The sequence below is a fragment of the Rhodococcus sp. SORGH_AS_0301 genome, assembly GCF_030818285.1.
In the GTDB taxonomy this organism is placed as follows: domain Bacteria; phylum Actinomycetota; class Actinomycetes; order Mycobacteriales; family Mycobacteriaceae; genus Rhodococcoides.
In genome coordinates this window covers 2,275,612-2,301,852 of record NZ_JAUTAC010000002.1, presented here as the reverse complement: position 1 = coordinate 2,301,852, position 26,241 = coordinate 2,275,612, and the positions used below count along the sequence as shown (strand labels likewise).

23 protein-coding genes are annotated in these 26,241 nt (G+C 69.0%); 11 read left to right on the top strand and 12 right to left on the bottom strand.

Annotated elements, in window-relative coordinates; all coding sequences use genetic code 11:
• Positions 1-38: 38 nt before the first annotated feature.
• Positions 39-1,988, bottom strand: a complete 1,950-nt coding sequence (locus QE397_RS11375; protein WP_307093411.1) for a hypothetical protein — start codon at positions 1,986-1,988, stop codon at positions 39-41.
• Between the two features lie 328 nt (positions 1,989-2,316).
• Here QE397_RS11375 and QE397_RS11370 point away from each other — a divergent pair, with 328 nt between their 5' ends.
• Positions 2,317-2,658 carry a DUF2200 domain-containing protein gene (locus QE397_RS11370; RefSeq protein WP_027503713.1) on the top strand — a complete coding sequence of 114 codons (342 nt, stop codon included), beginning with the start codon at positions 2,317-2,319 and terminating at the stop codon, positions 2,656-2,658.
• A gap of 15 nt (positions 2,659-2,673) precedes the next feature.
• On the opposite strand, the gene QE397_RS11365 is transcribed toward QE397_RS11370, so the two are convergent.
• From QE397_RS11365 to QE397_RS11350, 4 genes are read right to left on the bottom strand one after another with little or no spacing between them, the layout of a single operon-like run.
• Positions 2,674-3,945: a primosomal protein gene (locus QE397_RS11365; protein WP_307093407.1), complete on the bottom strand. Its 1,272-nt coding sequence runs from the start codon at positions 3,943-3,945 to the stop codon at positions 2,674-2,676.
• A gap of 10 nt (positions 3,946-3,955) precedes the next feature.
• The gene (locus QE397_RS11360) at positions 3,956-4,471 is read right to left on the bottom strand and encodes a hypothetical protein (protein ID WP_222647906.1); all 516 of its coding nucleotides are present in this window, start codon (positions 4,469-4,471) and stop codon (positions 3,956-3,958) included.
• Positions 4,468-5,463 carry a C40 family peptidase gene (locus QE397_RS11355; RefSeq protein ID WP_307093404.1) on the bottom strand — a complete coding sequence of 332 codons (996 nt, stop codon included), beginning with the start codon at positions 5,461-5,463 and terminating at the stop codon, positions 4,468-4,470. The genes QE397_RS11360 and QE397_RS11355 overlap by 4 nt, the downstream gene beginning before the upstream one ends.
• A complete protein-coding gene (locus QE397_RS11350; protein ID WP_307093403.1) occupies positions 5,460-5,783 on the bottom strand; it encodes a hypothetical protein in 324 nt (107 codons plus the stop codon). Before QE397_RS11350 ends, QE397_RS11355 begins: the two co-directional genes overlap by 4 nt.
• A 148-nt stretch (positions 5,784-5,931) precedes the next feature.
• Here QE397_RS11350 and upp point away from each other — a divergent pair, with 148 nt between their 5' ends.
• Complete coding sequence (gene upp / locus QE397_RS11345; protein WP_056448013.1) at positions 5,932-6,555, top strand: uracil phosphoribosyltransferase; 624 nt, start codon at positions 5,932-5,934, stop codon at positions 6,553-6,555.
• Here the strand turns inward: upp and QE397_RS11340 are convergent.
• Genes QE397_RS11340 through QE397_RS11330 form a run of 3 tightly spaced genes read right to left on the bottom strand, consistent with a single transcriptional unit; the run spans position 6,552 to position 9,209 of the window.
• Positions 6,552-8,156: a phospho-sugar mutase gene (locus tag QE397_RS11340; RefSeq protein ID WP_307093401.1), complete on the bottom strand. Its 1,605-nt coding sequence runs from the start codon at positions 8,154-8,156 to the stop codon at positions 6,552-6,554. The genes upp and QE397_RS11340 overlap by 4 nt on opposite strands.
• The gene (locus QE397_RS11335) at positions 8,153-9,040 is read right to left on the bottom strand and encodes a purine-nucleoside phosphorylase (protein ID WP_373425290.1); all 888 of its coding nucleotides are present in this window, start codon (positions 9,038-9,040) and stop codon (positions 8,153-8,155) included. The genes QE397_RS11340 and QE397_RS11335 overlap by 4 nt, the downstream gene beginning before the upstream one ends.
• 16 nt (positions 9,041-9,056) lie before the next feature.
• The gene (locus tag QE397_RS11330) at positions 9,057-9,209 is read right to left on the bottom strand and encodes a hypothetical protein (protein WP_197027699.1); all 153 of its coding nucleotides are present in this window, start codon (positions 9,207-9,209) and stop codon (positions 9,057-9,059) included.
• Positions 9,210-9,298: 89 nt separating this feature from the next.
• On the opposite strand from QE397_RS11330, the gene QE397_RS11325 reads away from it, so the two are divergent.
• Genes QE397_RS11325 through QE397_RS11315 form a run of 3 tightly spaced genes read left to right on the top strand, consistent with a single transcriptional unit; the run spans position 9,299 to position 12,349 of the window.
• The gene (locus QE397_RS11325) at positions 9,299-10,000 is read left to right on the top strand and encodes an enoyl-CoA hydratase/isomerase family protein (protein WP_307093398.1); all 702 of its coding nucleotides are present in this window, start codon (positions 9,299-9,301) and stop codon (positions 9,998-10,000) included.
• Between the two features lie 13 nt (positions 10,001-10,013).
• On the top strand, positions 10,014-11,186 hold the full coding sequence (locus QE397_RS11320; protein WP_027503704.1) for a M20 family metallopeptidase: 1,173 nt from the start codon (positions 10,014-10,016) through the stop codon (positions 11,184-11,186).
• The gene (locus QE397_RS11315; protein WP_027503703.1) at positions 11,183-12,349 is read left to right on the top strand and encodes a M20 family metallopeptidase; all 1,167 of its coding nucleotides are present in this window, start codon (positions 11,183-11,185) and stop codon (positions 12,347-12,349) included. Before QE397_RS11320 ends, QE397_RS11315 begins: the two co-directional genes overlap by 4 nt.
• Positions 12,350-12,369: 20 nt before the next feature.
• Here the strand turns inward: QE397_RS11315 and QE397_RS11310 are convergent, their stop codons facing one another.
• Positions 12,370-12,837, bottom strand: a complete 468-nt coding sequence (locus tag QE397_RS11310; RefSeq protein WP_027503702.1) for a gamma-glutamylcyclotransferase — start codon at positions 12,835-12,837, stop codon at positions 12,370-12,372.
• A 161-nt stretch (positions 12,838-12,998) separates the two neighbouring features.
• Between QE397_RS11310 and QE397_RS11305 the strand changes: the two genes are divergently transcribed.
• The 3 genes from QE397_RS11305 (at position 12,999) to QE397_RS11295 (ending at position 16,780) form a co-directional block, all read left to right on the top strand.
• Entirely contained in the window at positions 12,999-14,402 is a 1,404-nt protein-coding gene (locus QE397_RS11305) for an NAD(P)H-quinone dehydrogenase (protein WP_027503701.1), read from the top strand.
• Positions 14,403-14,577: 175 nt separating this feature from the next.
• The gene (locus QE397_RS11300; RefSeq protein ID WP_307093394.1) at positions 14,578-15,765 is read left to right on the top strand and encodes a PLP-dependent aminotransferase family protein; all 1,188 of its coding nucleotides are present in this window, start codon (positions 14,578-14,580) and stop codon (positions 15,763-15,765) included.
• A 46-nt stretch (positions 15,766-15,811) separates the two neighbouring features.
• Positions 15,812-16,780 carry a GGDEF domain-containing protein gene (locus tag QE397_RS11295; protein WP_307093392.1) on the top strand — a complete coding sequence of 323 codons (969 nt, stop codon included), beginning with the start codon at positions 15,812-15,814 and terminating at the stop codon, positions 16,778-16,780.
• Between the two features lie 7 nt (positions 16,781-16,787).
• On the opposite strand, the gene QE397_RS11290 is transcribed toward QE397_RS11295, so the two are convergent.
• On the bottom strand, positions 16,788-17,003 hold the full coding sequence (locus QE397_RS11290) for a DUF2945 domain-containing protein (protein ID WP_307093390.1): 216 nt from the start codon (positions 17,001-17,003) through the stop codon (positions 16,788-16,790).
• Positions 17,004-17,208: 205 nt separating this feature from the next.
• Here QE397_RS11290 and QE397_RS11285 point away from each other — a divergent pair, with 205 nt between their 5' ends.
• From QE397_RS11285 to QE397_RS11275, 3 genes are read left to right on the top strand one after another with little or no spacing between them, the layout of a single operon-like run.
• Complete coding sequence (locus QE397_RS11285) at positions 17,209-18,792, top strand: serine hydrolase (RefSeq protein WP_307093389.1); 1,584 nt, start codon at positions 17,209-17,211, stop codon at positions 18,790-18,792.
• On the top strand, positions 18,789-20,096 hold the full coding sequence (locus tag QE397_RS11280) for a serine hydrolase (RefSeq protein WP_307093387.1): 1,308 nt from the start codon (positions 18,789-18,791) through the stop codon (positions 20,094-20,096). The genes QE397_RS11285 and QE397_RS11280 overlap by 4 nt, the downstream gene beginning before the upstream one ends.
• A gap of 36 nt (positions 20,097-20,132) precedes the next feature.
• Positions 20,133-20,786, top strand: coding sequence for a PadR family transcriptional regulator (locus QE397_RS11275; RefSeq protein WP_222627177.1), 654 nt, complete (start codon positions 20,133-20,135; stop codon positions 20,784-20,786).
• Between the two features lie 13 nt (positions 20,787-20,799).
• Here QE397_RS11275 and QE397_RS11270 read toward each other — a convergent pair whose 3' ends face one another.
• Positions 20,800-21,579 (bottom strand): DNA-formamidopyrimidine glycosylase family protein, encoded by a 780-nt coding sequence (locus QE397_RS11270; RefSeq protein ID WP_056069272.1) that lies wholly within the window; start codon positions 21,577-21,579, stop codon positions 20,800-20,802.
• 3 nt (positions 21,580-21,582) lie between these two features.
• Positions 21,583-26,142: an ATP-dependent helicase gene (locus tag QE397_RS11265; RefSeq protein ID WP_307093382.1), complete on the bottom strand. Its 4,560-nt coding sequence runs from the start codon at positions 26,140-26,142 to the stop codon at positions 21,583-21,585.
• Between the last annotated feature and the right edge of the window lie 99 nt (positions 26,143-26,241).

Here is a 26,241-nt window from a genome sequence, read left to right as displayed (position 1 = left end):
GCTTGTGCCCGAACCCACCGGGGTATCTCGGTGCACAATCAGGGTTCGCCGGGTCCGACAATTCTCAGTCCCTCCTGTGGCACCTCGATGATCAGGAACTCGTCCTGGACATCGGTCACGATGGCTACGTAGAAGACCGGCTGACGGTCGATCTGGACGTGGCTGCCGATCTGTATACCGACTAGGCGAGGGATCCGATTCATCAGCGGCATTCCTCCGGTGATGTCGGCATCGGGGTGCAGCCGTGCAGCTTCTGCGAGGACGGCCCGTTGTACGAGATCGCGGTCGACCAGGTCGTCCTCGTCGGTGAGGATCGGTGATCTCGGCTCGGTGCACACGAACGGCACTTCGTATCTCGGGGTCTGCTGTACGCCTTCCTGCGGCGGCGGGGGAGCGTAGGGAGCGAGTGTGACGCGGTACGCGGCGATCGGGCGGTGAGAGTCGTGATGCACGAGAAATGTCCAGTGCCCGTCGTGTGTCCAGACGGACCCACGCAGAGCGGTGCCGCCTTCGGCTGTCGCGGCCACGAACTCTTCGTACCCCGAGGGTGCGCCCGGTGCCGACACCTTGCTGTCTCCGAACTGGGCGTTCACGTCGCTCAGGTCGACGTCGAACAGCTGGACGGGGTAGCGGTATTTCCACCCGGAGATCTCGGCGTGGAAGTCACGGAGTGCGTCCGTGGTGAGGTCGTCGGCGATCCACTGCGCGACGTCACGTGTGGTCACCTGTTCGACGGGCTGGGGCGGCTGGGGAAACCCGCGGAACACGCCGTCCTCGTCGACGCTGTCGGCGAAGGACTCGAAGTCCATGTTGGAGATCGACAGATTGTTCTCCACCCCCCACATCTCCGTGGGAATGACACGAAACGTTCTGCCGCGCGGGCTTTCCGGGTTGTCGGGACCGGTATGCACCGCAACGATGGGCATCTCGGGATCGTAGACGGTAACGGAGTCGACGAGGAAGACGTAGTGGGTCGGTTCATCCCCGATGATGTCGATCAGTCCGTCGACGGTCAGGCCGTCGTACTGCCGGTTGTCGATGCACGTGAGGTACGCCGCGAACTCCCCTTCGCCGCCACTAGGTACGGGCGCCATCGCCGCTACCGCGACGTCGCGCCATCGTGCGTCGTCGGTGAAATCCGTTCGGATGAGGAGAGACTCGCCGCCGAGATGGTCGGTGATCACGCGCCCGGTCCCGAGGCTCTCGGACACCTCCGCCTCGCGTCGGTCGGACTCCTCGTCGGCGAGCTCGGCCAGGATGTCTGCTGGATCGCGATCGGGTGGAGCGACCGGAACGATGGACTCGATGATGCGAGCGCAGTCGGTTTCCGAGAAGTCGTTGTAGCTGCGGATCTCGTACGTCCAGTCGCCGATGGTCCGCCGGTAGCGTTCCGGCGTGTTCTCGTTCGGCCACGCCAGAGCCGGCTCACCGATCGATGTCACCCACCGCCGCAGCGTGAATTGGGGGGCGTGACCGGTGATGTCCAGGCTCAGCTCGCCTGTACGGGCATCGCCGGACTGTGGATGGACATTCGTCGTCAACGGAAGCCACGTCGGGACTGCCTGCGGGATCAAGGCCAGCGCACGTTGGCGTTCGTCGTATTCGCGCTGCGCCCGCGATACGGCTTCCTCGAACGGTCGTGACGGTCCGGACCACGTGAACAGCTCTCGATCAAAAGCATCGTCGAGGTGAGGGTCGGTCAGTTCCATCCACTCGTCGCCGCGCTGCCACCGAATGGCGACGCCGAGTTCCGCATCGAAGACGTACGTCACGGTCAGGTTCATCTGGCTGTCCTGACCACTCACTTCCCAACCGTCGCGGCCCCGCACTCGGGCTGCCCGCGGCGTGCTCGGCTCGCCGAACAGCTGGTCGTGATAGCCGGGCGTGGGGTTCGGAGGGAAGAGGTCGTACGCGCGAAGTAGCAGCGACGGCGAGCCGGGACCCATGACGACGTACACGGTTCCGGGGTGCTTGACGGTATGAACCATCACCGCGTCTTGATCGCGAGACCACCGATCGGTCGCATTTTCCACGTATGTGGGCTCGCCGAGTTCATTCTCGTAACGCCAGCTGGACTCAGGTGCATGGCGCACGAGTTGCGACGATCCGTCCGGTCGGTGGACGACTCCTCGAACGGACCGGCCCATCGTCCCGTAGTTGGAACCTCGCAACTGCTCCCATCTCGGCGCCATTCCTGGAACGTACCCGACGGTTCGATCGTGAATGGTGATGTGAAGCAGGTGAGTGCGCTCGGGTCGAACCGGTCAGTTGATGGGATCGCACCACGTGGCCGACGAGCCGAATACACTCCCACCCGTGCACCGCATCTTCACCACCCCCGTCTCGTCCGTGTACCCGCACTACGTCACCAAGGTGGAGCGCAAGGGTCGGACGAAGGACGAGCTCGACGAGGTCGTCCGCTGGCTCACGGGCTTCGACGACGCCGAGTTGGCGCAGCACCTCTCGGCGGACACGACGTTCCTCGATTTCTTCGAGGCCGCGCAGCTGAACCCGAACGCGCCGCTCATCACGGGGTCGGTGTGTGGGGTGCGGGTCGAGTCGGTGGAGGATCCGCTGATGCAGAACATCCGTCGCCTCGACAAGCTCGTCGACGAGCTCGCCAAGGGGCGACCGATGGCGAAGATCCTGCGCGCCTGATCGGCGCGCCGACCGTCAGGTGGTCGGACGCAACCGGGTCTCGAACTCGCGCTCCAGGGCGCGCCACGACTCCGCCTCCGCGTCGAACGGGACGCTCGGAGCCATGCGTCCGTCCACCGGCTCGAGGATGTAGGAGATGAGCCAGCCGAGGGGAGTGGCCGGAGCCAGTGCCTCCTCGACGGACGCGTCCTTGGCGTAGTCGGCTGCGTCGGTGAACAGTTCGACGGCGAGATCGAGCTGATCGGCGTCGACGGATTCCGGCCCGCGGGCCAGGTCGTCGGCGAGCCCGGGCAGCACGTACACGTTCTCGTCGGTCACCTGCACGTCGAGAGAACCGTCGACGGCCGCGGTGCGCACGTCGTCGTACGTGCTGACCGTCGTGAGGTCGTGGTCGTGATCGTCGGCCAGGTAGCGGGCGAGCGCGCGCTCGCTGCCGAACACGAAGATCGCGCCCGAACGTCCCAGGAACAGCGGCTCGTCGTCGAGGTAGCAGCGCAGTGTGTAGTACGTGTCCTCGGAGGTGATGATGCGCACCGGATCGATACCCACCGAGCCCCAGAAGGTCTCGTCCTCGTCCTCGTCATCGGTGTCGACGGGGACCACGACTACGTCGGAGTCGTCCGAGGAGGTGTCGTCGTCCGTGTCGATGTCCTCGTCGTCCAGATCCTCTGCGTCCACGATGTTCTCGGCTGCGGCCGTGATCTCCGCATCGGCCACGGCGGTCGCCTCGGCATCGACGTCGGGAGTGGTCAGGACGGTGTCGATGGCGTCGAGGACGGCGTCCCACCCCTTCGCCACGACGGCACCGATGCGGTTCCACAGCTGCGAGCCCTCACGCCCGACGAACGCGTCGGCGCCGCGGGACAGCACGCCGAGAAGCGCATTGGCAGAGAAGAAGCGAGTGACGGCATCCAGTTCGCAGACCTCGCCGAGGGTGCGTGCCATCTCGAGGGAGCGGGCCAGCTCGATGATGGAGTCCTCGTCCGGATCCCCCGCGGCGAGCTCCGGAACGCCCACGAGGTCGTAGACGTGGTCGTCGTCCGGCTCGATGTGCGCTGCGGAGAGCGCGACGACGGTGCGCCACTGCGGATGGTCGACGAGGTCGTTGTCGGTGTCGGTGCGGATGAACGCCGCCATCTCGGCCACCGACGGGAACGCGTAGAGATCGTCCTCGCGACCGAGGAAGGCCTCCCACTCCTCGCCGTCCTCACGCCACTCGGGCGCCCACAGGGTGACGAGGTCGCCGGCAGTCACACCGAGTTCGATCGGGACGATGTCTCCAGCCATGGCCGCGAGCCTATCCCAGCCGCCGGGCGTCCTCACTGGACGCCGTGTCCAGCCCCAGACGCAGGGCGGCGTGGATGTCGGCACGCTCGAGAACGACGGCCAGAACGGCTGTGTTCACCGCGTGGACGATCGCCGCCTCGACCCGATGACAGCGCATCTCTCGGACGTCGTCCTCGACGGTGAGGCCGACCAGACGTCCGTGCGCGTCCACCTCGGCCCGGACGAGCGCGTCGTCCCTGTCGTTGCGACCGCGCACGCGGGCCAGGTCGTCGAGAGTCCGGTGCAGCAGGGCGGACACGCGTCGTGCCGAACCGGACGAGTCGATCTCGACGAGCTCGTCGTCGGCAGGGCCCGCCGTGGGCACCGGCGCCACCGGATGCGCGAGCCCGTGCAGCATCCGCACCGCGGCAGCCACCGCGGAACCCCCGAAGGCGAGCTCCCTACGTTCGAGCTCCAGGTCCACGATCTCGCCGGACGGCAGCACCACGATGCGTCCGGCGCGCGAGGTGGCGTGTCCGCCGGTCATGCGGTCGGCCGGTAGAAGCCGTGGAAGCTCATGCCGACGTTCGACGTCCGGACGGCACTGACGCTGACCGGGTCGCCCGCCTCCACCATCTGACCGTTCCCCACCACCATCGCGACGTGACCGTCCCACACGGCGAGGTCGCCCGGCATCAGGTCCTCGGCGCTCACCGGGCTGCCCACCGCCTGGTCGGCCGCGAGCCGCGGCAGGTCCACTCCGGCGGTGCCGTACGCGCTCTGCGTGAGTCCGCTGCAGTCCAGGCCCTGCCCGGGGGTGGTGCCGCCCCACACGTACGGCGTGCCCTGCTGGGCGAGCGCGAAGCGGACGGCTCCGGCCGCGCGCTCGTTCGGCGCCATGGCGGTGCTGCCGTCGGGAAGCGTCACGAGCGTGCCGGTCCCGTCGGCGCCGGGCGACGCCGGATCGGCCGGCTGCTCCGGAGCCGTCGGCGCGAACAGCCCGCGGAGAGCCGCGTCCGGCGACGAGGGCAGAGACGGAAGCGTGGGAACTTCCGGCACGACGAGTGTGCCGACGCGGGCGGCCAGGGCATCGAGCTCTGCTCGCACCCGAGCGTGGACGGCGAGAGCATTGTCGAGGTGGTGTGTCGCGTGGGCGATGAGCGCCGTCTGTCCCGGGGGAGTGAGGGCCGCGGGCGCGAGTGCCGCTGCGCCCGTGAGGAAAGCGGCCATGATGGTCTGCAGCTCGGCGACCCCACGCGCGACGCTCGCCTGCGCCTCGGCGGCGAGTGACTGCAGCGCGCCGGCGTGCTCGATCATCGACCCGGCCGCGGCGGCGCCGCGCACGGTGTGGTCGAGAGCGGCCTCGGACGCGGGTCCGGACCACGCGTCCGAGAGAGCGGTGACTCCGTCGGTCATCTGTCGCGAGGCGTCGGACAGTGACGCGATGCCCGAGTCGAGGGAATCGGTGTCCGGGGACGGACAGCCGGTGCCGAGAGAGCGGAGCAGCGTCTCGAGGGGCGCGGCCAACAGATCGATCATCGCGGTGCACCGGTGCCGATCAGCACGTCGGACAGCGCGGTGTCGCCGTCGCCGTAGGACCGCGCTGCGGACTGCACGGACGACCCGAGGTGCTCGAACAGGTCGGACAGCGCGCCGAGGCCGTCGGCGTAGCGCGCCGCGGCACCGGCGAACGCGACTCCGAAGTCGGCTCCGACGAGGCCGAGCATCGCCGCAGAGCCCGTTGCCGCCCGCGCCGCCGCGGACGCGTCCCGCACGAGGAGTGCGGCATCGGTCAGACGACCGGCACCGTCGTGCAGACCGTCCACTCGGACGTCGAATGTCGTACCGCTCTCGGCCACTGCAGTCCACCGTTCACTCGCGTGCTCGCACCGTCTCGAAGTCAGACGGTGCGGAGCGGCTCGCGGTTCCCCGATCACGCGGATCCGTTCGACCGGGAGCGGGCGCCGATCGCCGACTAGGGTGATCCCGGTGAACACCACGCCCGACATGGACACCCGCGTACTCGACCACCCCCTCGCGTCCGCGCTGCTGACCCAGATGCGCGACCAGTCGACGGACAACCCCGCGTTCCGATCCGCACTGCGCCAGCTGACGCAGATGCTGGTCTACGAGGCGCTGCGCGACGCGCCCGTGGTCGAGTTCGACGTCACGACGCCGGTCGCGGTGACCACCGGGACGCGCCTGAAGTCGCCGCCGCTGCTGGTGCCGGTGTTGCGCGCGGGCCTGGGCATGGTGGAGAAGGCCAGTTCGCTGATCCCGCAGTCGCGGATGGGCTTCGTCGGCATCGCGCGCGACGAGAAGACACATCAGCCGGTGCCGTACATGGAATCGCTGCCCGACGACCTGGCCGGTTACCCGGTGTACGTCCTCGACCCGATGCTCGCCACGGGCGGGTCGATGGTCCACACCATCGAGCTGCTGGTGCAGCGCGGCGCGGACGACGTCACGTGCATCTGCGTCGTGGCCGCCCCCGAGGGAGTGCAGGCACTCGCGTCGTCGGGACTGCCCGTGCGCCTCGTCACCGCCAGCATCGACGAGGGTCTGAACGAGAACGCGTACATCGTGCCGGGCCTCGGTGACGCCGGGGACCGCCAGTTCGGTCCCCGCTAGAGCGAGCGGGCGAAGTCGGCCAGGGACTCGAGCGTGTCGGCCGCGCGTGACCTGGCCGGCGCCAGATCCTCCGCCGTCGCCACCGGTTCGACCACTTCCAGGTAGGCCTTCAGCTTCGGTTCGGTTCCCGACGGCCGAACGATGACGCGGAACCGTTCGCTGGTCAGTTCCACTGCATCGGTGCGGAGTTCGGCGTCGGGGGTGTTCAGGTCGCGTACGGTCACCGTCGCACCCGCCAACGTCGTCGGTGGGGCGGAACGCAGGCGCGTCATCATGTCGCCGATCTCCGAGAGGTCGGTGACGCGCCGCGACACCTGGGTGCCCACGCGTGCTCCGAACTCGCGGTCGAGATCGTCGAGGACGTCGAGGATCGTGCGTCCTTCCTCGGCCAGCTCGGCCGCGATGTGTGCGAGCAGCACGGCCGCCGAGACGCCGTCCTTGTCTCGCACCGCGTCCGGGTCGACGCAGTGTCCGATCGCCTCCTCGTAGGCGTACACCAGGCCGTCGCCGGCGCGCACGAGCCACTTGAAGCCGGTGAGCGTGCGCCGGTAGCGGGCACCGCGGGCCGGCGCGAGCGCCGAGAGCAGGCTCGACGACACGATGGTGCTGGCCACGAGTGATCCCGGCGGCGCCGACCGCAGGATGTGGTCTGCGATCACCGCTCCCGTCTCGTCGCCGGTGAGCATGCGGACACCGTTCGGTCCGCGCACGCCGATCGCGCACCGGTCCGCGTCCGGGTCCAGAGCGATGGCCAGTGCCGCGTCGACCTCGGCGGCGAGCGCCAGCACCTGGTCCGCCGCGCCCGGCTCCTCGGGGTTGGGAAAGGTCACGGTGGGAAAGTCCGGGTCGGCGTCGAACTGCGACGTCACGATGTGGACGTCGGTGACACCGCTGCGGCGCAACGCCTCCACGGCCACGGGCCCGCCGACCCCGTGCATCGGAGTGAGTGCCACACGGAGGGTGGAGTGCGACGGCCGCTCGGGAACGCGCTGTGCCACCCGGTCGAGGTACTGCTCGATCACGGGGTCCGCGGTGGGCGTGACGGCGGTGCGTGCGATCGAGGACGCACCCGGCGCCTGCCGGATGAACTCCTCGATCTCCCGGTCGGCGGGCGACACCAACTGGGCGCCGCCGTCGAGGTAGACCTTGTAGCCGTTGTCTGCCGCGGGATTGTGCGAAGCGGTGATCTGAATGCCGGCGACGGCGCCGCGTGACCTCGTGGCGAACGCGAGCACCGGGGTCGGCGCCGGGTCCGGGAGCAGGGTGACGCGGAAGCCCGCCGCGGCCAGGACCTCGGCCGCGGCGACGGCGAACTCCGCGGAGCCGTGCCGGGCGTCCCGGCCCACCACCACCTCGGAGCCTGTCGCGTGATGACGCGAGAGATACTGCGCCACACCGTGTGTGGCCCTCGTGACGACGGCGACGTTCATGCCACCGGGCCCGGCCTGCACGGGTCCGCGCAGACCCGCGGTGCCGAACGTGAGCGCACCGGCGAACCGCGAGGCCAGATCACTCGCGTCGAGATCGCGCAGTTCCGCCTGCGTCGCGGGGTCCGGATCGTCCTCGATCCACTGCCGGACGACGGCGTCGAGTTCTGTCACAGTTGCGGGACCAGCCGTCGCAGCAGAGTTCCCATCCGCTCGGCCGAGGCGGCGCCGGCGGCGATCACCTCGTCGCCGTCCAGATGCTCTCCGGTCATCCCGGCCGCGAGGTTGGTCACCAGCGAGATACCGAGGACACGGGCACCCGCACCCCGAGCCGCGATGGTCTCGTGCACCGTGGACATGCCGACGAGGTCGGCGCCCAGCGTGCGGAGCATGCGGATCTCGGCGGGCGTCTCGTAGTGCGGGCCGGGCAGTCCGGCGTAGACGCCGTCGGTCAGGCTCGGGTCGATTCCTCGGGCCACCTCGCGCAGGTCGGCCGAGTACGCGTCGACCAGATCGACGAACTGGGCGCCGATCAGCGGTGACCGTGCCGTCAGGTTGAGGTGGTCGGAGATCAGCACGGGATCGCCGACAGCCATGCCCTCACGGATGCCGCCCGCCGCGTTGGTCAGGACGATGGTGCGAGCGCCGGCGGCGGCCGCCGTGCGGACGGGATGGACCACGCGGCCGAGATGATGTCCCTCGTACGCGTGGGTGCGCCCGAGCAGGATCAGGACCTGTGTGCCCTCGACGTCCACGGACCACATGGCGTTGGAGTGGCCCAGCGCCTTCGGTGCGGCGAAGCCGGGCAGCGAGGACATGGGAACGATGTGCTGGGGTGTGCCGAACTGCTCCGCGGCCTTTTGCCACCCGGATCCGAGGACCACTGCCACGGGATGCTCGGCGATGCCGGTGATCCGGGCCAGGGCGGCGGCGGCCGCCTCCGCGGCTCCGGTGGGATCGGTCTCGGGATCGACGAGTGCGTTCTCCGAGTCGGCCGGTACGGGGGGAGTGCTCACACGTCCGACCCTATCGCCGCGGGCGGGTGTTCGCTGCGGCAGGCGAGACGGCGGAGTGTCAGGTGTGGGCTCGGTAGAGACGCCAGAACCACACAGACGCGGCCGAGGCGATCACGGCGCCCGATCCGAACGCGCCGACGAACAACAGCATCGCGGAGAGGGCTGCGAGCAGCACGATCACACCGAGCTGGAGGATCGCCGCGAGAGCCATGACTGCACGGTCCTCCGGAAATCGGTCCCGCGCAACCGAGCGTCGCCGGCGTCGATCGGGGTCTGGTTACCGACGAGTACCATCCGTCCATGCCTTCACTCGATCGCCACGGAGACGTCTTCGTCCTCAGCCTCGCCCACGCCGACGGCGTCAACCCGGAGAACCGCTTCCACCCGGAGTGGATCGAGCAGGTGCACACGCTCCTCGACGAGGCCGAGGCGTCGGAGGGTCCGGCCGCGTTGGTGACCGTCGGCGGCGGCAAGTTCTACTCGAACGGCCTGGACACCGACTACCTGTTCAGCCACGCGGACTCCATTCCGGAGTACCTCGACCTGGTGCACACCGTCTACATCCGGCTGCTGCGCTTCCCGATGGCCACGGTCGCCGCCGTACAGGGCCATGCCTTCGGCGCCGGCGCGATGCTCGCCCTGTGCCACGACACGTCCGTCATGCGCGCGGACCGGGGCTTCTTCTGCCTTCCCGAGGTGAACCTCGGCATGCCGTTCACCGAGGGCATGTCGACGCTGCTGGCCGAGCGCCTGCCGAGTCGGACCATGATCGACGCGATGACCACCGGCCGTCGCTACGGCGGCGCGGACGCTCTCGAGTTCGGCATCGTGCAGGCCGTCGCCGGCGAGGACGAGCTGCTGACCACCGCGGTGGCGCAGGCGGCCGAACGGGTGTCCACCCGCGGCGCCAACCTCACGTCCATCAAGGACAGCATCCACGTGCGCACCCTCGCCGCGCTGTCCGTCCCCACGGCGGAGAGCACCTTCTCACTGGGGCAGTGACACACTGAGTCCCGTGTCCTCGACCCTCGATTCCGTTCTCGACGCCGCGACCGGCGATCTCGTCGCCCTGTCGCACGCCGTACACGCGCGTCCGGAACTGGCCTTCGAGGAGCACTTCGCGTCGGCGGCGACGGCCGATCTGCTCGCAGGTGGCGGATTCGAGGTGCGGCGGGGCGTCGCGGGCCTGCCGACGGCATTCGACGCGACCTACGGTTCGGGCGAGCTGGTGGTCGCCGTGTGCGCCGAGTACGACGCACTGCCGGAGATCGGCCACGCCTGTGGACACAACATCATCGCGGCGTCGGCGGTCGGTGCGGGGCTGGCCCTCGCGTCGGTCGCCGACGAGCTGGGGCTGACCGTCCGGGTGCTCGGCACCCCGGCCGAGGAGTCCGGCGGCGGCAAGGTCCTCATGCTCGACGCCGGGGTGTTCGACGACGTCTCGCTGGCGATGATGGTGCACCCCGGTCCGCTCGACATCGCCGCCGCGCGCTCACTCGCGCTGTCGGACATCGCCGTTCGATACGCAGGGCGTGAAGCGCACGCCTCCGCGGCGCCCGAGTGGGGCATCAACGCGGGCGACGCCGTCACCGTCGCGCAGGTCGGTGTCGGCCTGCTGCGCCAGCATCTGCGTCCGGGTCAGCAGATCCACGGCATCGTCGGTCACGCCGGCACCGCCCCGAACATCGTCCCCGGATCGGCGGAGATGTTCTACTACCTGCGCGCGGACACTGCGGAGGCACTCGCCGATCTCGATCGTCGCGCGCGGGGATGCTTCGAGGCCGGAGCGGTGGCCACCGGGTGCACCCACGAGATCGTCACCGTGTCCCCGACCTACACCGAACTCACTCCCGATCCTTGGCTGGTGGCCGAATACCGTCGTGTCGCAAGCACTCTCGGTCGCGCACTGGTTCCCGAGGAGTTCGAGACCTCGCGCCCGTTCGGCAGCACGGACATGGGCAACGTCACCGCGCGGATCCCGGGCATCCATCCGGTGATCGGTCTCGATTCCGGCGGCGCGGTCACTCACCAGCCAGGTTTCACCACGGCGTGCATCACCGAGTCGGCCGACCGCGCCGTCGTCGACGGGGCCCGCGCCCTCGCTCGGGTGGCCGTCGCGGCGGCCACCGACCCACAGCAACGCTCTCGACTCGTCGAGGGCACACACGAGAGGACGGTACGACGATGAATCCGGCCGACGCCTGGATCGCAGCACACGGGGCGGATCTCGTGACGTGGCGTCGACGGATCCACATGCACCCCGAGCTGGCCAGGCAGGAATTCGAGACGACCAAGTTCGTCGCCGAGACCCTCACCGCCGCGGGACTGTCCCCGGTGGTGCTTCCCAGTGGCAGCGGCGTCATCTGCGACATCGGCCCCGCCGGTCCGCGCGTCGCTCTCCGGGCCGACATGGACGCGCTGCCCCTGACGGAGTTCACCGGCGCCGAGTACTCGTCGACGGTCCCGGGTGTGTCCCATGCGTGCGGACACGACGCCCACACGACGGTTCTGCTGGCGACCGGGCTGGCGCTGGCCTCACTCGACTCGCTGCCGCACGGCGTCCGGCTGATCTTCCAGCCCGCCGAGGAAGTCATGCCCGGGGGCGCTCTCGACATGGTGGCCGCGGGCGCGCTGGAGAGCGTGTCGCAGATCTACGCGCTGCACTGCGATCCCCGTCTCGAGGTCGGACGCGTCGGCATCCGCGTGGGCGCGATCACCTCCGCGGCGGATACCGTGGAACTGCGGTTGGACTCGGCCGGCGGACACACCTCCCGTCCGCACCTGACGTCCGACCTGGTGTATGCGCTGGGCACGGTCATCACCGGTCTGCCGGGACTGCTGAGCCGCCGCGTCGACCCGCGCACCAGCACCGTCATGGTGTGGGGCGCAGTCGTCGCAGGTCAGGCCCCGAACGCCATCCCGCAGAAGGGGATGCTCACGGGCACGGTCCGGACGGGCGACCACGAGACGTGGGCACTGCTCGAGCCGCTGGTGCAGGAGATCGTCGCCGGCGTGCTCGCGCCCACCGGTGTGAAGTACGAGGTGCACTACCGCCGCGGCGTGCCGCCGGTGGTCAACGACGAACACGCCACCCGGCGCTTCGAGGCGGCCATCCGCTCGCTGGGCCCGGATGCCCTGGCCGACACCGCACAGTCCGGCGGCGGCGAGGACTTCTCGTGGTACCTGGAGCACGTGCCGGGCGCGATGGCGCGTCTCGGCGTGTGGTCGGGCGTCGGACCTCAGCTCGACATCCATCAGCCGACGTTCGACCTGGACGAGCGTGCGCTGGCCGTCGGTGTCCGCACGATGACGGCACTGGCGCTGGGACTGGGAGACGACCCCGTCGCCTGAGAATCAAAGCTGCCCGAGGATCAGAGCGACGAGGTCCCGGGGCCGACGTTGCGGCTGTTGCGGGTGCGCAGGTCGCGCACGTAGTCGGCCGGGGCGCCGGCGATCTCCGCGGCCTCGGCCATGACGCCGAGATAGCGCGCCGAGGGCAGCCCACCCTCGTAGGCGTCGAGCACGTAGAGCCACGCCAGGACGGGTTCGTCGTCCGTCTCGACGCGGAGGCGGATCTTGCGGTGGATGCCGAGCTCGGAACCCTCCCACCGGTCGAGGCTCTCCTCGTCCTCCGGTGAGACGTCGTAGAGCACGACGAACACCTTCGAGTCGGGGTCCTCCACGACGGTCGCGAGCGCGCCCTCCCAGCCGATGTCGCCGCCGCCGAAGGTCAGACGCCACCCCGGCAACCACCCGGTTCCGGCCGCAGGGGAGTGGGGGCACCGCTCGAGCATCTGCTCGGGGTGCATGTTGGAGCCGTAAGCGGCATAGATCGGCACGGCGGTCAGCCTAAACCGTCGTACCCGATTCGCGCGGATCGAGGTGCCCACCGATATGGGCTCGGCCTGACGTGCAGCCGCGGCACCCCGTGGAATAGGTTTGATGCTGTGAGCAACCCTCACTCGCCAGGACTCTCCCGAAAACCCGCAACGGAGGACGAATGACCCGCATCGTGATCATCGGAGGCGGACCGGCCGGATACGAGGCCGCTCTGGTCGCCTCCCAGCACGGCGGGACGGTGACGCTCATCGACTCCGACGGAGTGGGCGGCGCCTGCGTCCTCTGGGACTGTGTTCCGTCCAAGACCTTCATCGCCTCGACCGGCATCCGCACCGACATGCGTCGCGCGTCCGACCTCGGTATCGAGCTCGACCCGACCTCGGCCACCATCGACCTGCCGCAGATCCACAACCGCGTGAAATCCCTTGCGCAGGCTCAATCCTCCGATATCCGCGCCCGTCTGCAGACGGTCGGCGTGACCGTGCTGTCGGGAACGGCGAAGGTGGTGGACACGCAGCCCGGCCTGGCCGCCCACCAGGTGGAGGCCACCCTGGCGGACGGGTCGACGCAGGAGATCGACGCCGAGGTCGTGCTCATCGCGACCGGTGCGAGCCCGCGCATCCTGCCCGGTGCCGAGCCCGACGGTGAGCGCATTCTGACCTGGCGTCAGCTCTACGACCTCGACTCCCTGCCCACCCACCTCATCGTGGTCGGGTCCGGCGTGACCGGAGCCGAGTTCGTCTCCGCGTACACCGAGATGGGCGTCAAGGTCACCGTCGTGTCCAGTCGCGACCGCGTCCTTCCCGGTGAGGACGCCGACGCGGCACTCGTGCTCGAGGACGTCCTGTCCGAGCGTGGTGTCACGTTGATCAAGAACGCACGCGCGGACTCGGTGACCCGCACCGCCGACGGCATAGTCGTGACGATGTCCGACGGCAAGACCGTCGAGGGTTCGCATGCGCTGATGACGGTCGGCTCCGTCCCGAACACGCAGAACCTCGGCCTCGAGAGCGTCGGCATCGAGCTCGACCGCGGCGGTTACCTTCGCGTGGACCGGGTCTCGCGTACCCGCGTGCCCGGCATCTACGCGGCGGGCGACTGCACGGGCCTGCTGCCACTGGCCTCCGTCGCCGCCATGCAGGGCCGCATCGCGATGTACCACGCGCTGGGCGAGGGCGTCAGCCCCATCAAGCTCAAGACGGTCGCCTCCGCCGTGTTCACGCGACCCGAGATCGCCACGGTGGGTGTCGGCCAGTCCGCCATCGACAACGGGGACGTCCCAGCGCGCACGGTCATGCTGCCGCTGAACACGAACCCCCGCGCCAAGATGTCCGGCCTGCGTCGCGGCTTCGTCAAGATCTTCTGCCGTCCCGCGACGGGTGTGGTCATCGGCGGAGTGGTCGTCGCTCCCACCGCGTCCGAGCTGATTCTCCCCATCGCCATCGCTGTGCAGAACAACCTGACGGTGAACGATCTCGCCGCCACCTTCTCGGTCTACCCGTCTCTCACCGGATCGATCACCGAGGCGGCGCGTCAGCTCATGCGCCACGACGATCTGGACTGACACCCTCGCTCGACTGTATCCCACACTGTGAGACAGTGGTTCCACTGTGTGAAAAGCCGCGCTACGCTACGAGAACGGTGCCCCACCCGCGGCACCGTTCTCGTCACGACCGACTCCGAGCCCACCCCGGTGAGCGCGCCGCGACGCCTCGTGTCCCACGATGCTCGGAGAATCCATGTCGTCCTCTGTTCTGCCACCCCTGTCCGTCCGCGCCTCGGCGATCACCGGATCAGCGATCCGTGACCTGCTGACGCTGACCGCCCGGCCGGACATACTGTCCCTCGCCGGCGGTCTTCCGTCGCCGGACGTCATGCCGCACAGCACCATTCGTGACGTCACGCATCGAATACTGAGCGGCGACACCGCCGCCCTGCAGTACGCGGAGACCACGGGGGTGCGGCGGCTCCGAGACGTCATCGCGGCGCGGGAGTCGGCGCTCGTTCGGGACGAGGTGCCGTCCACCTCGGTGGTGGTGACGCACGGCTCCCAGCAGGCGCTCAGCCTGCTCGCGTCCGTGCTGGTCGATCCCGGCGACGTCGTCGTGGTCGATCGACCGGTGTATCCCGGTGCGCTGCAAGCGTTCCAGGCCGTCGGTGCCCGTATCGAGTCGGTCCCGGTCGATGCGGACGGCACCGACACCGATGCCCTCGCGCGGCTGCTCGAGTCAGGAGTGCGCCCTCGCGCCGTGCACACCGTCAGCAACTTCCACAATCCTCGCGGGGGAGTGCTGTCGGTCGGGCGTCGCCGCGCCCTCGTCGACCTCGCGGAACGGTACGGCTTCTGGGTCATCGACGACGATCCCTACGGCGACGTGTGGTTCGACGCACCCCCGCCGGGCCCCATCGCGTCCGATCGGGTGATCCGTCTGGGCTCGGCGTCCAAGATCCTCGCACCGTCGTTGCGCGTCGGGTGGCTCACCGCGGCCCGACCGGTGTGCGACGCCGTGGAGCGGATCAAGCAGAGCGCCGATCTGTGCGGCTCGTCGTTGACGCAGCTGGTCGCGGCGGACCTGATCGCCGACGAGCCATGGTTGCGACAGCATCTGGACGACGTGCGTGCGGTCTACTCGGCACGGGCGGAGGTGTTGGTCGGAGCACTGCGGAGCGAACTCGGTTCGGCGATCGAGGTCGATGCGGCCCGTGGCGGGATGTTCCTGTGGGTGCAGTTCACCGACGGCACGGACACGTCGGCGCTGCTGCCGGCAGCGCTGGACCGCGGCGTCGCGTACGTTCCCGGTCGCGCCTTCGATCCGGCCGGTGGCGACGAACTCGGTACCGCGTTGCGCGTCTGCTTCGCGACGTCGACCGACGACGAGCTGCGGGAGGCCGTGCGACGTCTCGCCACTGCGCACGTCGCGCGGTAGTCGCCTCCGGTTTTCCGACTCCCGCCGAACCTGGCATCGTGTCGGCATGCGGTCCGTCGACGGCGTCCAGCCACCGAGTGTTCGGCACGGAACCGCCCAACTCCGCACCCGCCTGCTGCGCCAGTATCTGCTGGTGACCACCTGCCTCTATGCGGTGGGGGTGACCGTCTCGCTGCTGCCGCACGGCGACCGGGTGACGTCACCGGTGGCGGGCGGCGTTGTGGCTGTCGTCCTCGGCGTGGCGGCGCTGCTCGTCCTGGCGGTCCGACCGCGCGGACGCACCGCTCTCGGCATCGCGGTGGGCGCCGCCCTGATCGCGACGCCCGCCGTCATGGCGTTCCATGTGCTTACCGCATCGCAGTTCATGTGCCTGATCGCGGTGATGTTCCTGGCCATGTACATCCGGGCCTTCCATGGACGGACGGTGGCACTCGTTCTCGTGGTCGTGCTGGTGGTGGCCGTGTGTGGTGCCGCGGCGGCATCCCCCGCGACGCTGTATCCCATCAGCTACCTGGTCTTCGTGGTCGCGATCGTCGGAGCTGCCGAGGCGTTCGGATCGGTGACCAGGGCGCTCATCGACGCGTCCCACACGGATCCGCTCACCGGTGTGCGGAACCGGGCGGGGTGGGAGATGGCCGTCAGCGAGGTGACGACGTCGTCGATCACCGTCGTCGCGCTGGACGTCGACGGTTTCAAGGCCATCAACGACACGTCCGGCCATTCCGCCGGCGACCGGTTCTTGATCTCACTCGCCCGCTCGTGGTCCGATCTGGCACCCCCGGGCACGGTGATCGCGAGGCTGGGCGGCGACGAGTTCGCGGCTCTCGTGCACGGTGCATCGCCGACCGTGAGCCGTGCCTTCGCCGACGCGACCGCCGCTGCCTTCCCGCACGTCAGTGTCGGCTGCGCAGTGTCCGCGTTTCCCGGCGAGTCGGCGTCGGACGTCCTCGCACGCGCCGACGCCGACCTCTACCAGGTGAAACGGAAGAAGGCCGGCGTCGACGACAAGGCGTGAGTGCGGGTCAGTCCTTCGGGTCCAGAGCGGAGGGCTTGTGCACCGCGTCCTTGCCGGACTTGTCACTCTCCACTCGGTACTGCGGGTCGTCCTTCGACGCCTTGACCTTCCGCCCACCGGCTTCGGTCTCGGAGGTGATCTTCTCGACCACCTCGCCTTCGGTCGTGGTGCCGTGCGTCTTCCACTCGACCTTGTCGCCCTTGCTGAACTCGTCCTTCGACATGTGTCGGTTCCTTCCGTCTGCCGATTCCTCTTGTCCGGTGTGGGGCTCATACCCGGGAAGTGCTGTCGGCACACACGACCGTCCGGTTGTCGATGGTGCAACTTGCATGGTGCAAAGTACACAGTCGGCGTAGGGTCTCGAACCGATCGGTCTCCAGCCCATGTTCGTGGGACGGGGACTCGGCACGTCGAACGGGGAAGACGAGATGGCCGCGAGAATTGCTGCGACGGTACTGACGCTGGCCTTGGTGGCAGCGGGATGCAGCTCGGAGGAGGCGTCGCCGGAGCCACTCGCGGACAGCCCGCCGGCCGTCCCTGCCGCCCAGATCGACCGCGCGGACGTCGACGCGGCCGTCGGCGATCTCGACGGGTACGTCGAGGCGATGATGGCGCGAACCGGGACGCCGGGAGTCGCGGCTGCCGTCGTGTACCAGGACGAGGTGTTGTACTCGCGCGGATTCGGTGTCCGGAAGGTCGGTACCGACGAGGCCGTCGACACCCACACCCGGTTTCAGCTCGCGTCGGTGTCGAAGCCGGTCGCGTCCAGCGTCATCGCTGCCTCGGTCGGAGACGGAGCGGTCGACTGGGCCGATCCCGTGCGGAGGTACGAGCCCGAATTCGCGGTGGCGGATCCGTATGTGAGCGAGCACGCGACGTTCGTCGATCTGCTCTCGCACCGATCGGGTCTGCCCGATCACGCCGGTGACGTGCTCGAGGACTTCGGCTACGACTACGACGACATCATGGGCCGCCTCGACCAGCTCCCGCTGGGATCGTTCCGAGACAGCTACGCGTACACGAACTTCGGGTTCACCGCCGCCGGCAACGCCGCGGCCAAGGCGCAGGGCACCGACTGGCCCGAGCTGTCTCGTCGTCGCATCTACGAGCCCCTCGGCATGGCCGACACCTCGTCACGATTCGAGGACTGGGCGAACTCGCCCAACCATGCGGTGAACCACGTGCTCGCCGACGGTTCGACCACCGAGTGGGAAGCGAAGTACGTCCGTGAGCCCGACAATCAGTCACCTGCCGGAGGAGCGAGTTCGTCCGTCGACGACATGACGAAGTGGATCCGCATGGAACTCGGCGGGGGAGAGTTCGAGGGACGTCGCATCGTGGACGCGGACGCATTGCAGTACACGCACACCTCGCACTCCCTATCGGGCGCGTCCGGGACGGAGGGCGCGCGAGACTCGTTCTACGGGTTGGGGTTCAACGTGGGCACGGACGACAAGGGGCGCGTCGAGCTGTCGCATTCCGGAGCGTTCGCCCTCGGGGCGAGCACCACGGTGTTCATGTTGCCGAGTGAACAGCTGGGCATCGTCGTCCTGTCCAACTCGGCACCGGTCGGGGGCTCGGAAACTGTTGCCGCGCAGTTCATGGACCAGGTGAGGAACGGTCGGCAGACCGTCGATTGGGCACCGTTGATCGCCGGGATCTTCGACGGGATCGCAGAGGAGGAGGCGTCGCCGATCGACTACGCGACACCGCCGGCCTCGGTGACCCCTGCTCGTCCCGCGACCGAGTACGTCGGAACGTTCGACAGCCCGTTCCACGGTCCGGCTCGGGTCTCGGCGGACGGTGATCGGCTCACGCTCACCGTCGGAAAAGACGGCCGGCTGACGTACCCCCTGACCCACTACGACGGTGACACCTACTTCTTCGAGACGTCCGGCGAGAACGCGGTCGGACCGACAGGAGTCACGTTCGAGATCGTGAACGGTGCTCCCGCATCGTTCACGGTCGAATACCTCGACAAGCAGGGACTCGGAAGGTTCACACGCTCATGACTGTTCGCACTGTCTCCCGTTCCGTCGGTATCGCGACGGCCTCTGCCCTGATCTTCATCGCGGCCTGCTCGTCCGGCAGCGGCGAGTCGCCGGCACCGGCCACGTCGTCAGCGACCGAATCGGCTCTCCTGCCACTCGATCCCGCAGCTCTCGACGCGATGGTCGAGGACGTCGCCACGACGTCGCGGGAGATCGGCATGGTCGTGCTGATCACCACGCCGGACGGTGAGTACGTCAAGACCTGGGGTTCGGTGGCGGCCGATCGGTCGGAGGCCCCGACGCTCGACACCAAGGTGCGGATCGGGTCGAACACGAAGACGTGGACGGGCACGGTCATCCTGCAGATGGTCCAGGAGGGGTTGCTGTCCGTCGACGATCCGGTGAGCACGTTCCGACCCGATGTGCCGAACGGCGATGCCATCACGATCGGGCAATTGCTCGACATGCGCAGTGGGCTCTACAGCTACACCCAGACCGTGGAGCTCAACGAGGCACTCGACACCGATCCCGGCCGGGTGTGGACCGCCGAGGAGCTTGTCGCACTGGGGCTGAGCAACCCGCCGAACTTCCCACCGGGAGAGGGCTACAGCTACTCCAACACCAACACGGTGCTGCTCGGACTGATCGCCGAGAAGCTCGACGGCAAGCCCATCGCTCAGATCTTCCAGGACAGGCTCTTCGGTCCGCTGGCGCTGGCGGGGACGTCGTATCCCGCCACCACCGACACGAGCATTCCGGCGCCGTTCACCCGCGGCTACAGCTACAGCGGCAACGTCGAGACGCTCGGGGAGGGCAAGGAAGCGCTGTCACCGGACCGGATCGCTTCGATCGACGCCGGCTCGGTCCAGCCGAGGGACACGACGAACGACAACCCGTCGTGGACGAGCTCGGCCGGTCAGGGCATCTCGACGGCGAACGATCTGGCCACGTGGGTCCGGGCGCTGGTCAAGGGCGACCTGCTCGACGCGGACACCCAGACGTTGCGGATGGACAGTGTGCAGCCGACCGACCCCGACAACCCGTCCTCTGCCGGGTACGGCTACGGGCTCGCGCAGATGGGACCGATGTTCGGCCACATCGGCGAGATGCCCGGGTACAACTCCTTCATGGGGTACGACCCGGTCAACGACCTGACGATGGTGGTCTGGGCGAACATGGCGCCCGGAACGGACGGGAGTGCGCCGGCAGCGGCGCTGGCCGGGTCGCTGGCGAAAGCCCTGTACCCGCAGCAGTCCGGGCCGTCATCCGGCGCCGAGGACACAGCCGACGACATCGAAGAGGTGGCGGAGGACACCGGCAAGTAGGCTCGTTACCGGGGGAGAAATCCAGAGGTGGAACCGGTGGCTCAGGGCGACCTCACCACGACGTCGTACGTCGTGCTCGGCATGTTGGTGTCGCGGGACCTCACCGCGTACGACATCTCGGAACTGTTCGGTCGTGGTGTCGGCGAACTGTGGCCTCGGGCGGGACGGCAGCATTACAACGCGCCGAAGAAGTTGCTCGAGCGTGGGCTCGTGACAGCGAGGGCCGATGCGGTGGGCGCGCGTCCCCGCACCGTCTACTCGATCACCGACGAGGGGCGCGCAGCCCTGACGGCATGGTTGGCGGAGAAGTCTCGCCCGTCGGCTCTCGAGTTCGAGGGCATGATGCGGGTGCTGTTCGCCGAGCAGGGTTCCATCGAGGACCTGCGCGGCAACCTACGGACGATGCGGGAACAGGCCGACGCCACCCGCCGACTCTTCGGGCGGCACGCCGTCACGCTGCGAGACACCACCGTCGCGACGTTTCCCGAGCGTCAGCACCTGATGGCTCTCGCCAATCGCTTCATGGTCGGACACTTCTCGCACATCGTCGAGTGGAGCGACTGGGCGCTGGCGGAGATCGAGGACTGGCCGGACACCACGTCTCCGGCCACCTCGCACCGGGATCGGACCGAGACGATGCTCGACGCCTCCGCGCGGCTGGGTGCACCGGAGGTGTCCCACGAGCCGTGACCGGACAGTCGGTTCACGGAGCGGGTTGGCACCTCGGGCACCAGTAGATCTGCCGCTCTTCGAGCGGGTTGTCGCCGAGCAGCCCCTCGCGGATGCGCGTTCCGCATCGGCGGCACGGCTTGTTCTCGCGGCCGTAGACCCAGAAGTGCCGGCCCGCACGGAGATCACCGGTGAAGGTGCGCGCGTTGCGGTTCTTGTTGGCCGTGATCGTCCGGTGTGACAGATCGATCATCTTGGCCAGATTGCCCGCCTCGGCAACGGGAGTGTGGGGATCGACGCCGCGCAGGAACAGGATCTCGTTGCGGTAGACGTTCCCGAGACCGGCGATGACGCGTTGGTCGAGCAGAGCGAGACCGATCGGCCTGTCGGGCTCCGCTTCGAGATTCGCAAGGGCCTCCGCCGGATCCCACAGGGGCCCCAGCAGATCCGGCCCGAGATATCCGACCGCTTCCTCGACGGTATCCAGTATCTCGACGACACCGAGTTCGAATCCGACTGCGACCCTGTCACTCGTCCCGAGCACGATGCGCGCTTGGTAGGCGGGCCGTCGCCACGGTGTGTCCGGCTGGTAGACGTGCCAGGCGCCTTCCATCTTCAGGTGGGAGTGGATGACCTTGCCGCCGACCTCGATGACGAGGTGTTTTCCCGCCGAGAGAACCGATTCCACTGTCTCGCCGGTGAAGTCGACCGTGGCGTAGCGCGGCACGCGCACATCACACGTGGTGAGAACCTTGCCGTCGAGTGCGTCGCGCAGACTGTTGGCCGTGCGCCAGACGGTGTCGCCTTCGGGCATGGATCAGGCCCTGATCCGGAGGCCACGCGGCGTCGCCGAGAAGCCCGCCTCGGTGAGGATCGTCGCGAAGACGGAGCCGTGGATGTCGCTCCCGTCGGTGCGTTCGATCACCAGCTTGTCGACGGACCTGGTGGTCACCAACGACACGAGAGCCGACGCCGCGGTGACCAGCACGTCGCGCTCCTCGGTGAAGGTGAGCACCGTCTTGCCGCCCCGCTCGACGTACAGCACGAGTTCGCCGTCCACCATGACGACGAGGGCACCGGCCTTGCGTCCGGGGCGGTGGCCCGAGGCGGCGTCTACAGGACTCTTGGGCCAGGGCAGTGCGGCGCCGTACGGGTTGGCGGGATCGGTCGCGGCAAGTGCGACGGCTCCGACAGGACGTTCCGACTCGCTGCGCAGTCGGTCGACGACGTCCGAGGTGGAGAACTGGGCGCCGCCGAGCGAGTCGACGAAATAGCCGCGTCGCGCCCGGCCGCTGTCCTCGAAGCCGGTGAGCACCTTGTAGACACCGCCGAAGCCGCCGGGGACGCCCTCGTTCATGACGGACCCTCGGGTGACGACGCCGTAGCGCTCGAGCAGGATGTCCGAGGTGGCGTGTGCCCGGATGGTGGGGTCCGACTCGGCCTCCGGGAGCAGTGCCCACCGCCCACCGGCAGACGGCGGGCCCGTGCGCGTCGGTAATGAGGGCCGCGCGAACCGCTGGTAGGACCGCGCCCGCGGCGAGCGCCGCGCGGGGCGGTGGCTCGGCGCCGAACGGGTGGTGCCGTGCAGCAGCGCTCGCAGCGGGGCGAACGTGTCGTTGGTGAGGTGCCCGGTCCACACTAGATCCCACAGTGCCGCAACCAGAGTCGTGTCGTCGGCCGGGGCGCCGGACTCGGTTTGATGCAGCTGCCCGACGGTGTCGGACAGCTGCCGGAAGAAATACGCGCCGCCGCCCGAGAGCACCTGCAGCACGGTCTGCTGCAAATCCGTCAGTTCGTCGTCCTTGGCGGGCGGCAGCGTCACCGGTGCGGCGTCGGCGGGATGGAGGCAGATCCACCCGTCCTTCGAGGAGATCGCGCCGTGGCCGGACCACACCACTTCGCCGGTGGCGGTGAGCTCGTCGAGCATCGCGGGGGAGTAGTCCCGGACACGCTGAGGCAGGATCAGCGATTCCCAGGCCGAGGCGGGCGCGGGGACGCCGGCGAGCTGGTCGATGACCGTGGCCACGCCGTCGAGTCCGCGGAGGGTGCCGCCGACGTGTTGCCAGCGCGGCAGGAAGCGACCCAGGACACCGGTGGACACGGGTTCGACGTCCTGGCGTGCGGCGGCGAGCGAACGTCGGCGGAGCCTGCGCAGCACCTCGGCGTCACACCACTCACTGCCGGAACCGCCGGGCCGGAATTCCCCTTCCACCACGCGCTTCTGGGCGACGAGGCGCAGCAGCACGTCGCGGGCGACCGCCGACCCGATGCCGAAGCGGCCGGCGACGTCCGCGACCGAAAACGGACCGTGGGTGCGCGCGTAGCGGCTCACGAGGTCCCCGAGCGGATCCTCGACCGGCTCGATGAACGCCGCCGGGGTGCCGATGGGCAACGGGACACCCAGCGCATCACGGAGTCTGCTGGCGTCCTCGATGGCGACCCACCACTGCGACCCGGCGAACGAGACCTCGAGGGCGCGGCGCGCCGCGGTGAGCTCGCCCGCCCACTGCGCTGCGGAGCCGGGCGACTCGATGCGTGCCTCGATCTCCGCCGTCGTGAGCGGGCCGAGCAGGCGCAGCAGATCGGCCACGCCCTCCGCGTCACGTGCCTTGCGGTCGTCGACGAGGCGCTGCAGTTCGAGCTCGGTGTCGGTGACGACGTCGCCGTCGAGCAGGTCGCGCAGTTCGACGCGTCCGAGCAGCTCCGCCAGCAGCGAGGCGTCGAGAGACAGTGCAGCAGCGCGACGTTCGGCCAGCGGAGAGTCGCCCTCGTACATGAACTGGCCGACGTAGCTGAAGAGCAACGAGGTGGCGAACGGTGACGGGGAGTCGGTCTCGACGTCGACGATGCGGATCTGGCGGCGTGCGATCCGCACACACAGGTCCTCGAGTGCGGGCAGGTCGTACACGTCCTGCAGGCACTCGCGCACCGTCTCGAGCAGGATGGGGAACGTGGGGTACTTCTTGGCCACGTCGAGAAGCTGCGCGGCGCGTTGACGCTGCTGCCAGAGCGGCGCTCGCTTGCCCGGATTGCGGCGGGGCAGAAGCAGTGCGCGCGCGGCACATTCACGGAACCGCGACGCGAACAGGGCGGAGCCACCGACCTGCTCGGTGACGATGTCGGTGATCTCGTCCTTCTCGAAGACGAACAGGTCCGGGCCCGGCGGCTCGTCGTCGGTGTCCGGGAGGCGCACGATGATGCCGTCGTCCGATGCCGTGGGCTGCGAGTCGATGCCGTACCGCTCGATGAGGCGCGCGCCGATGGCCAGGGCCCACGGTGCGTGCACCTGCTGGCCGTACGGGGAGTGCAGCACCAGACGCCAGTCGCCCAGCTCGTCGCGGAACCGTTCGACGACCAACGTGCGATCGGTGGGCATGTGGCCCGTCGCCGTGCGCTGCTCGGTGAGCAGCGCGGACAGGTTGTTCACCGCGTTGACGTCGAGCCCGCTCTCCTGCAGCCGGCCGCGCAGCGCGTCGTCGTCCGACGACTCGCGCAGGAACGCGCCCAGTGCCTCGCCCAGTTCGGCCGGGCGACCGAGTCCGTCGCCGTGCCAGAACGGCAGTCGGCCGGGCTGCCCGTAGGCCGGGCTGACGAGAACTCGATCGTGGGTGATCTCCTCGATGCGCCAACTGGTGGCACCGAGGGCGAAGACGTCTCCGACGCGCGACTCGTAGACCATCTCCTCGTCCAGTTCGCCGACGCGGCTGGCCTTCTCGCCGACCATGAAGACGCCGAACAGTCCGCGGTCGGGGATGGCGCCGCCGGAGGTGACCGCCAGACGCTGGGCGCCGGGGCGACCGGTGAGCGACCCGCCGTCACGGTCCCAGACCAAACGCGGCCGTAGCTCGGCGAACTCGTCCGACGGGTACTTTCCCGACAGCAGGTCCAGTGTGGACTCGTAGGCGGACCGGGGCAGCGACCCGAAATTGCCGGTGCGCCTGACCATGTCGAACCACTCGTCGGCGTCGATCGGTTCGAGGGCGCACGCGGCGACCGTGTGCTGGGCGAGGATGTCCAGGGGATTGGCCGGCACCTTCAGCGCCTCGATGTGCCCGTCGGTCATCCGCTGCACGGTCACGGCGCAGTGGATCAGGTCGGTGCGGTGCTTCGGGAACAGCACGCCGCGGGAGATCTCGCCGACCTGGTGGCCGGCGCGACCGACACGCTGCAGACCGCTGGCCACGGACGGCGGCGCCTCGACCTGCACCACCAGATCGACTGCGCCCATGTCGATACCGAGTTCGAGGCTGCTGGTGGCGACGACGCACTTCAGTCGGCCGGACTTCAGGTCGTCCTCGATGAGCGCGCGCTGATCCTTGCTCACGCTGCCGTGGTGTGCGCGGGCCAGCAGCGGCTCGGCGCCGTGGACGACGTCCCCGGACGCGCCGATCTGGGACGGCGGCGCGTGATCGACGGGGGCACCGTCACCGAGGCGTTCGGCGTAGATCTCGTTGAGGCGCGCGGTGAGTCGCTCCGAGAGCCGTCGAGAATTGGCGAAGACGATGGACGACCGGTGCTCCAGGACGAGGTCGACGATCTGCGCCTCGACATGCGGCCAGATGGACCCCTGCTGCGGAGCGGCGGAGGCCGACCCCTCCTGCGGCTCGGTGGTGCCGAGTTCCGTCATGTCCTCCACCGGAACGCGCACCGAGAGGTCGAACGTCTTCGGCGACGGCGGGCACACGATGCTGATGGGTGCGGACCCGGTGAGGAAGCGTCCCACCTCCTCGTGCGGACGGACGGTGGCGGACAGACCGATGCGCTGAGCGGGCTTGTCCAACCTCGCGTCGAGACGCTCCAGCGACAGCGCCAGGTGCGCGCCGCGCTTGGTGCCGGCGACGGCATGCACCTCGTCGACGATGACGGTGTCGACACGCTCGAGTGATTCGCGCGCCGCGGACGTCAGCATCAGGAACAACGATTCCGGTGTCGTGATGAGGATGTCCGGCGGCGTCTTGAGCATCAGACGACGATCGGCGGGGCTGGTGTCGCCGGACCGCACGCCCACCGAGATCTCCGGCGGCGCGACGCCCTGCAGCTTGGCCGTCTGCGTGATGCCGACCAGGGGAGCGCGCAGGTTGCGCTCGACGTCCACCGCGAGCGCCTTCAGCGGCGAGACGTACAACACGCGGGTGCCGGGTGCCGTGTCCTCGGGATCACGGCTGACCAGCTTGTCCAGCGCCCACAGGAACGCGGACAGAGTCTTGCCGGAGCCGGTCGGGGCGACGACGAGGGTGTGCGCGCCGCTCGAGATGGAGTCCCACGCACCGAGCTGAGCGGCGGTGGGCGCGGGGAAGGCGCCGTCGAACCACGCCCGCGTCGGAGCCGTGAACCGCGCGAGCACGTCCTCGGGCGACGGAGCGGTGGGGTTCTTCACCTCTCCATAGTGCACGGACCCACCGACACGGTCGCCGGATGAGCGTCCCCACCCCTGCGAGTACGTCGATAAGGTCGCTGAGAAGGCCGGGATCACAGC

What these genes read in the sequence shown, in the direction of transcription:
- QE397_RS11375 (WP_307093411.1), bottom strand. Translation starts at nt 1,988, where the DNA reads ATGGTTCATACCGTCAAGCACCCCGGAACCGTGTACGTCGTCATGGGT.
- QE397_RS11365 (WP_307093407.1), bottom strand. Translation starts at nt 3,945, where the DNA reads ATGGCTGGAGACATCGTCCCGATCGAACTCGGTGTGACTGCCGGCGAC.
- QE397_RS11360 (WP_222647906.1), bottom strand. Translation starts at nt 4,471, where the DNA reads ATGACCGGCGGACACGCCACCTCGCGCGCCGGACGCATCGTGGTGCTG.
- QE397_RS11355 (WP_307093404.1), bottom strand. Translation starts at nt 5,463, where the DNA reads ATGATCGATCTGTTGGCCGCGCCCCTCGAGACGCTGCTCCGCTCTCTC.
- upp (WP_056448013.1), top strand. Translation starts at nt 5,932, where the DNA reads ATGGACACCCGCGTACTCGACCACCCCCTCGCGTCCGCGCTGCTGACC.
- QE397_RS11330 (WP_197027699.1), bottom strand. Translation starts at nt 9,209, where the DNA reads ATGGCTCTCGCGGCGATCCTCCAGCTCGGTGTGATCGTGCTGCTCGCA.
- QE397_RS11325 (WP_307093398.1), top strand. Translation starts at nt 9,299, where the DNA reads ATGCCTTCACTCGATCGCCACGGAGACGTCTTCGTCCTCAGCCTCGCC.
- QE397_RS11315 (WP_027503703.1), top strand. Translation starts at nt 11,183, where the DNA reads ATGAATCCGGCCGACGCCTGGATCGCAGCACACGGGGCGGATCTCGTG.
- QE397_RS11305 (WP_027503701.1), top strand. Translation starts at nt 12,999, where the DNA reads ATGACCCGCATCGTGATCATCGGAGGCGGACCGGCCGGATACGAGGCC.
- QE397_RS11300 (WP_307093394.1), top strand. Translation starts at nt 14,578, where the DNA reads ATGTCGTCCTCTGTTCTGCCACCCCTGTCCGTCCGCGCCTCGGCGATC.
- QE397_RS11295 (WP_307093392.1), top strand. Translation starts at nt 15,812, where the DNA reads ATGCGGTCCGTCGACGGCGTCCAGCCACCGAGTGTTCGGCACGGAACC.
- QE397_RS11290 (WP_307093390.1), bottom strand. Translation starts at nt 17,003, where the DNA reads ATGTCGAAGGACGAGTTCAGCAAGGGCGACAAGGTCGAGTGGAAGACG.
- QE397_RS11285 (WP_307093389.1), top strand. Translation starts at nt 17,209, where the DNA reads ATGGCCGCGAGAATTGCTGCGACGGTACTGACGCTGGCCTTGGTGGCA.
- QE397_RS11280 (WP_307093387.1), top strand. Translation starts at nt 18,789, where the DNA reads ATGACTGTTCGCACTGTCTCCCGTTCCGTCGGTATCGCGACGGCCTCT.
- QE397_RS11270 (WP_056069272.1), bottom strand. Translation starts at nt 21,579, where the DNA reads ATGCCCGAAGGCGACACCGTCTGGCGCACGGCCAACAGTCTGCGCGAC.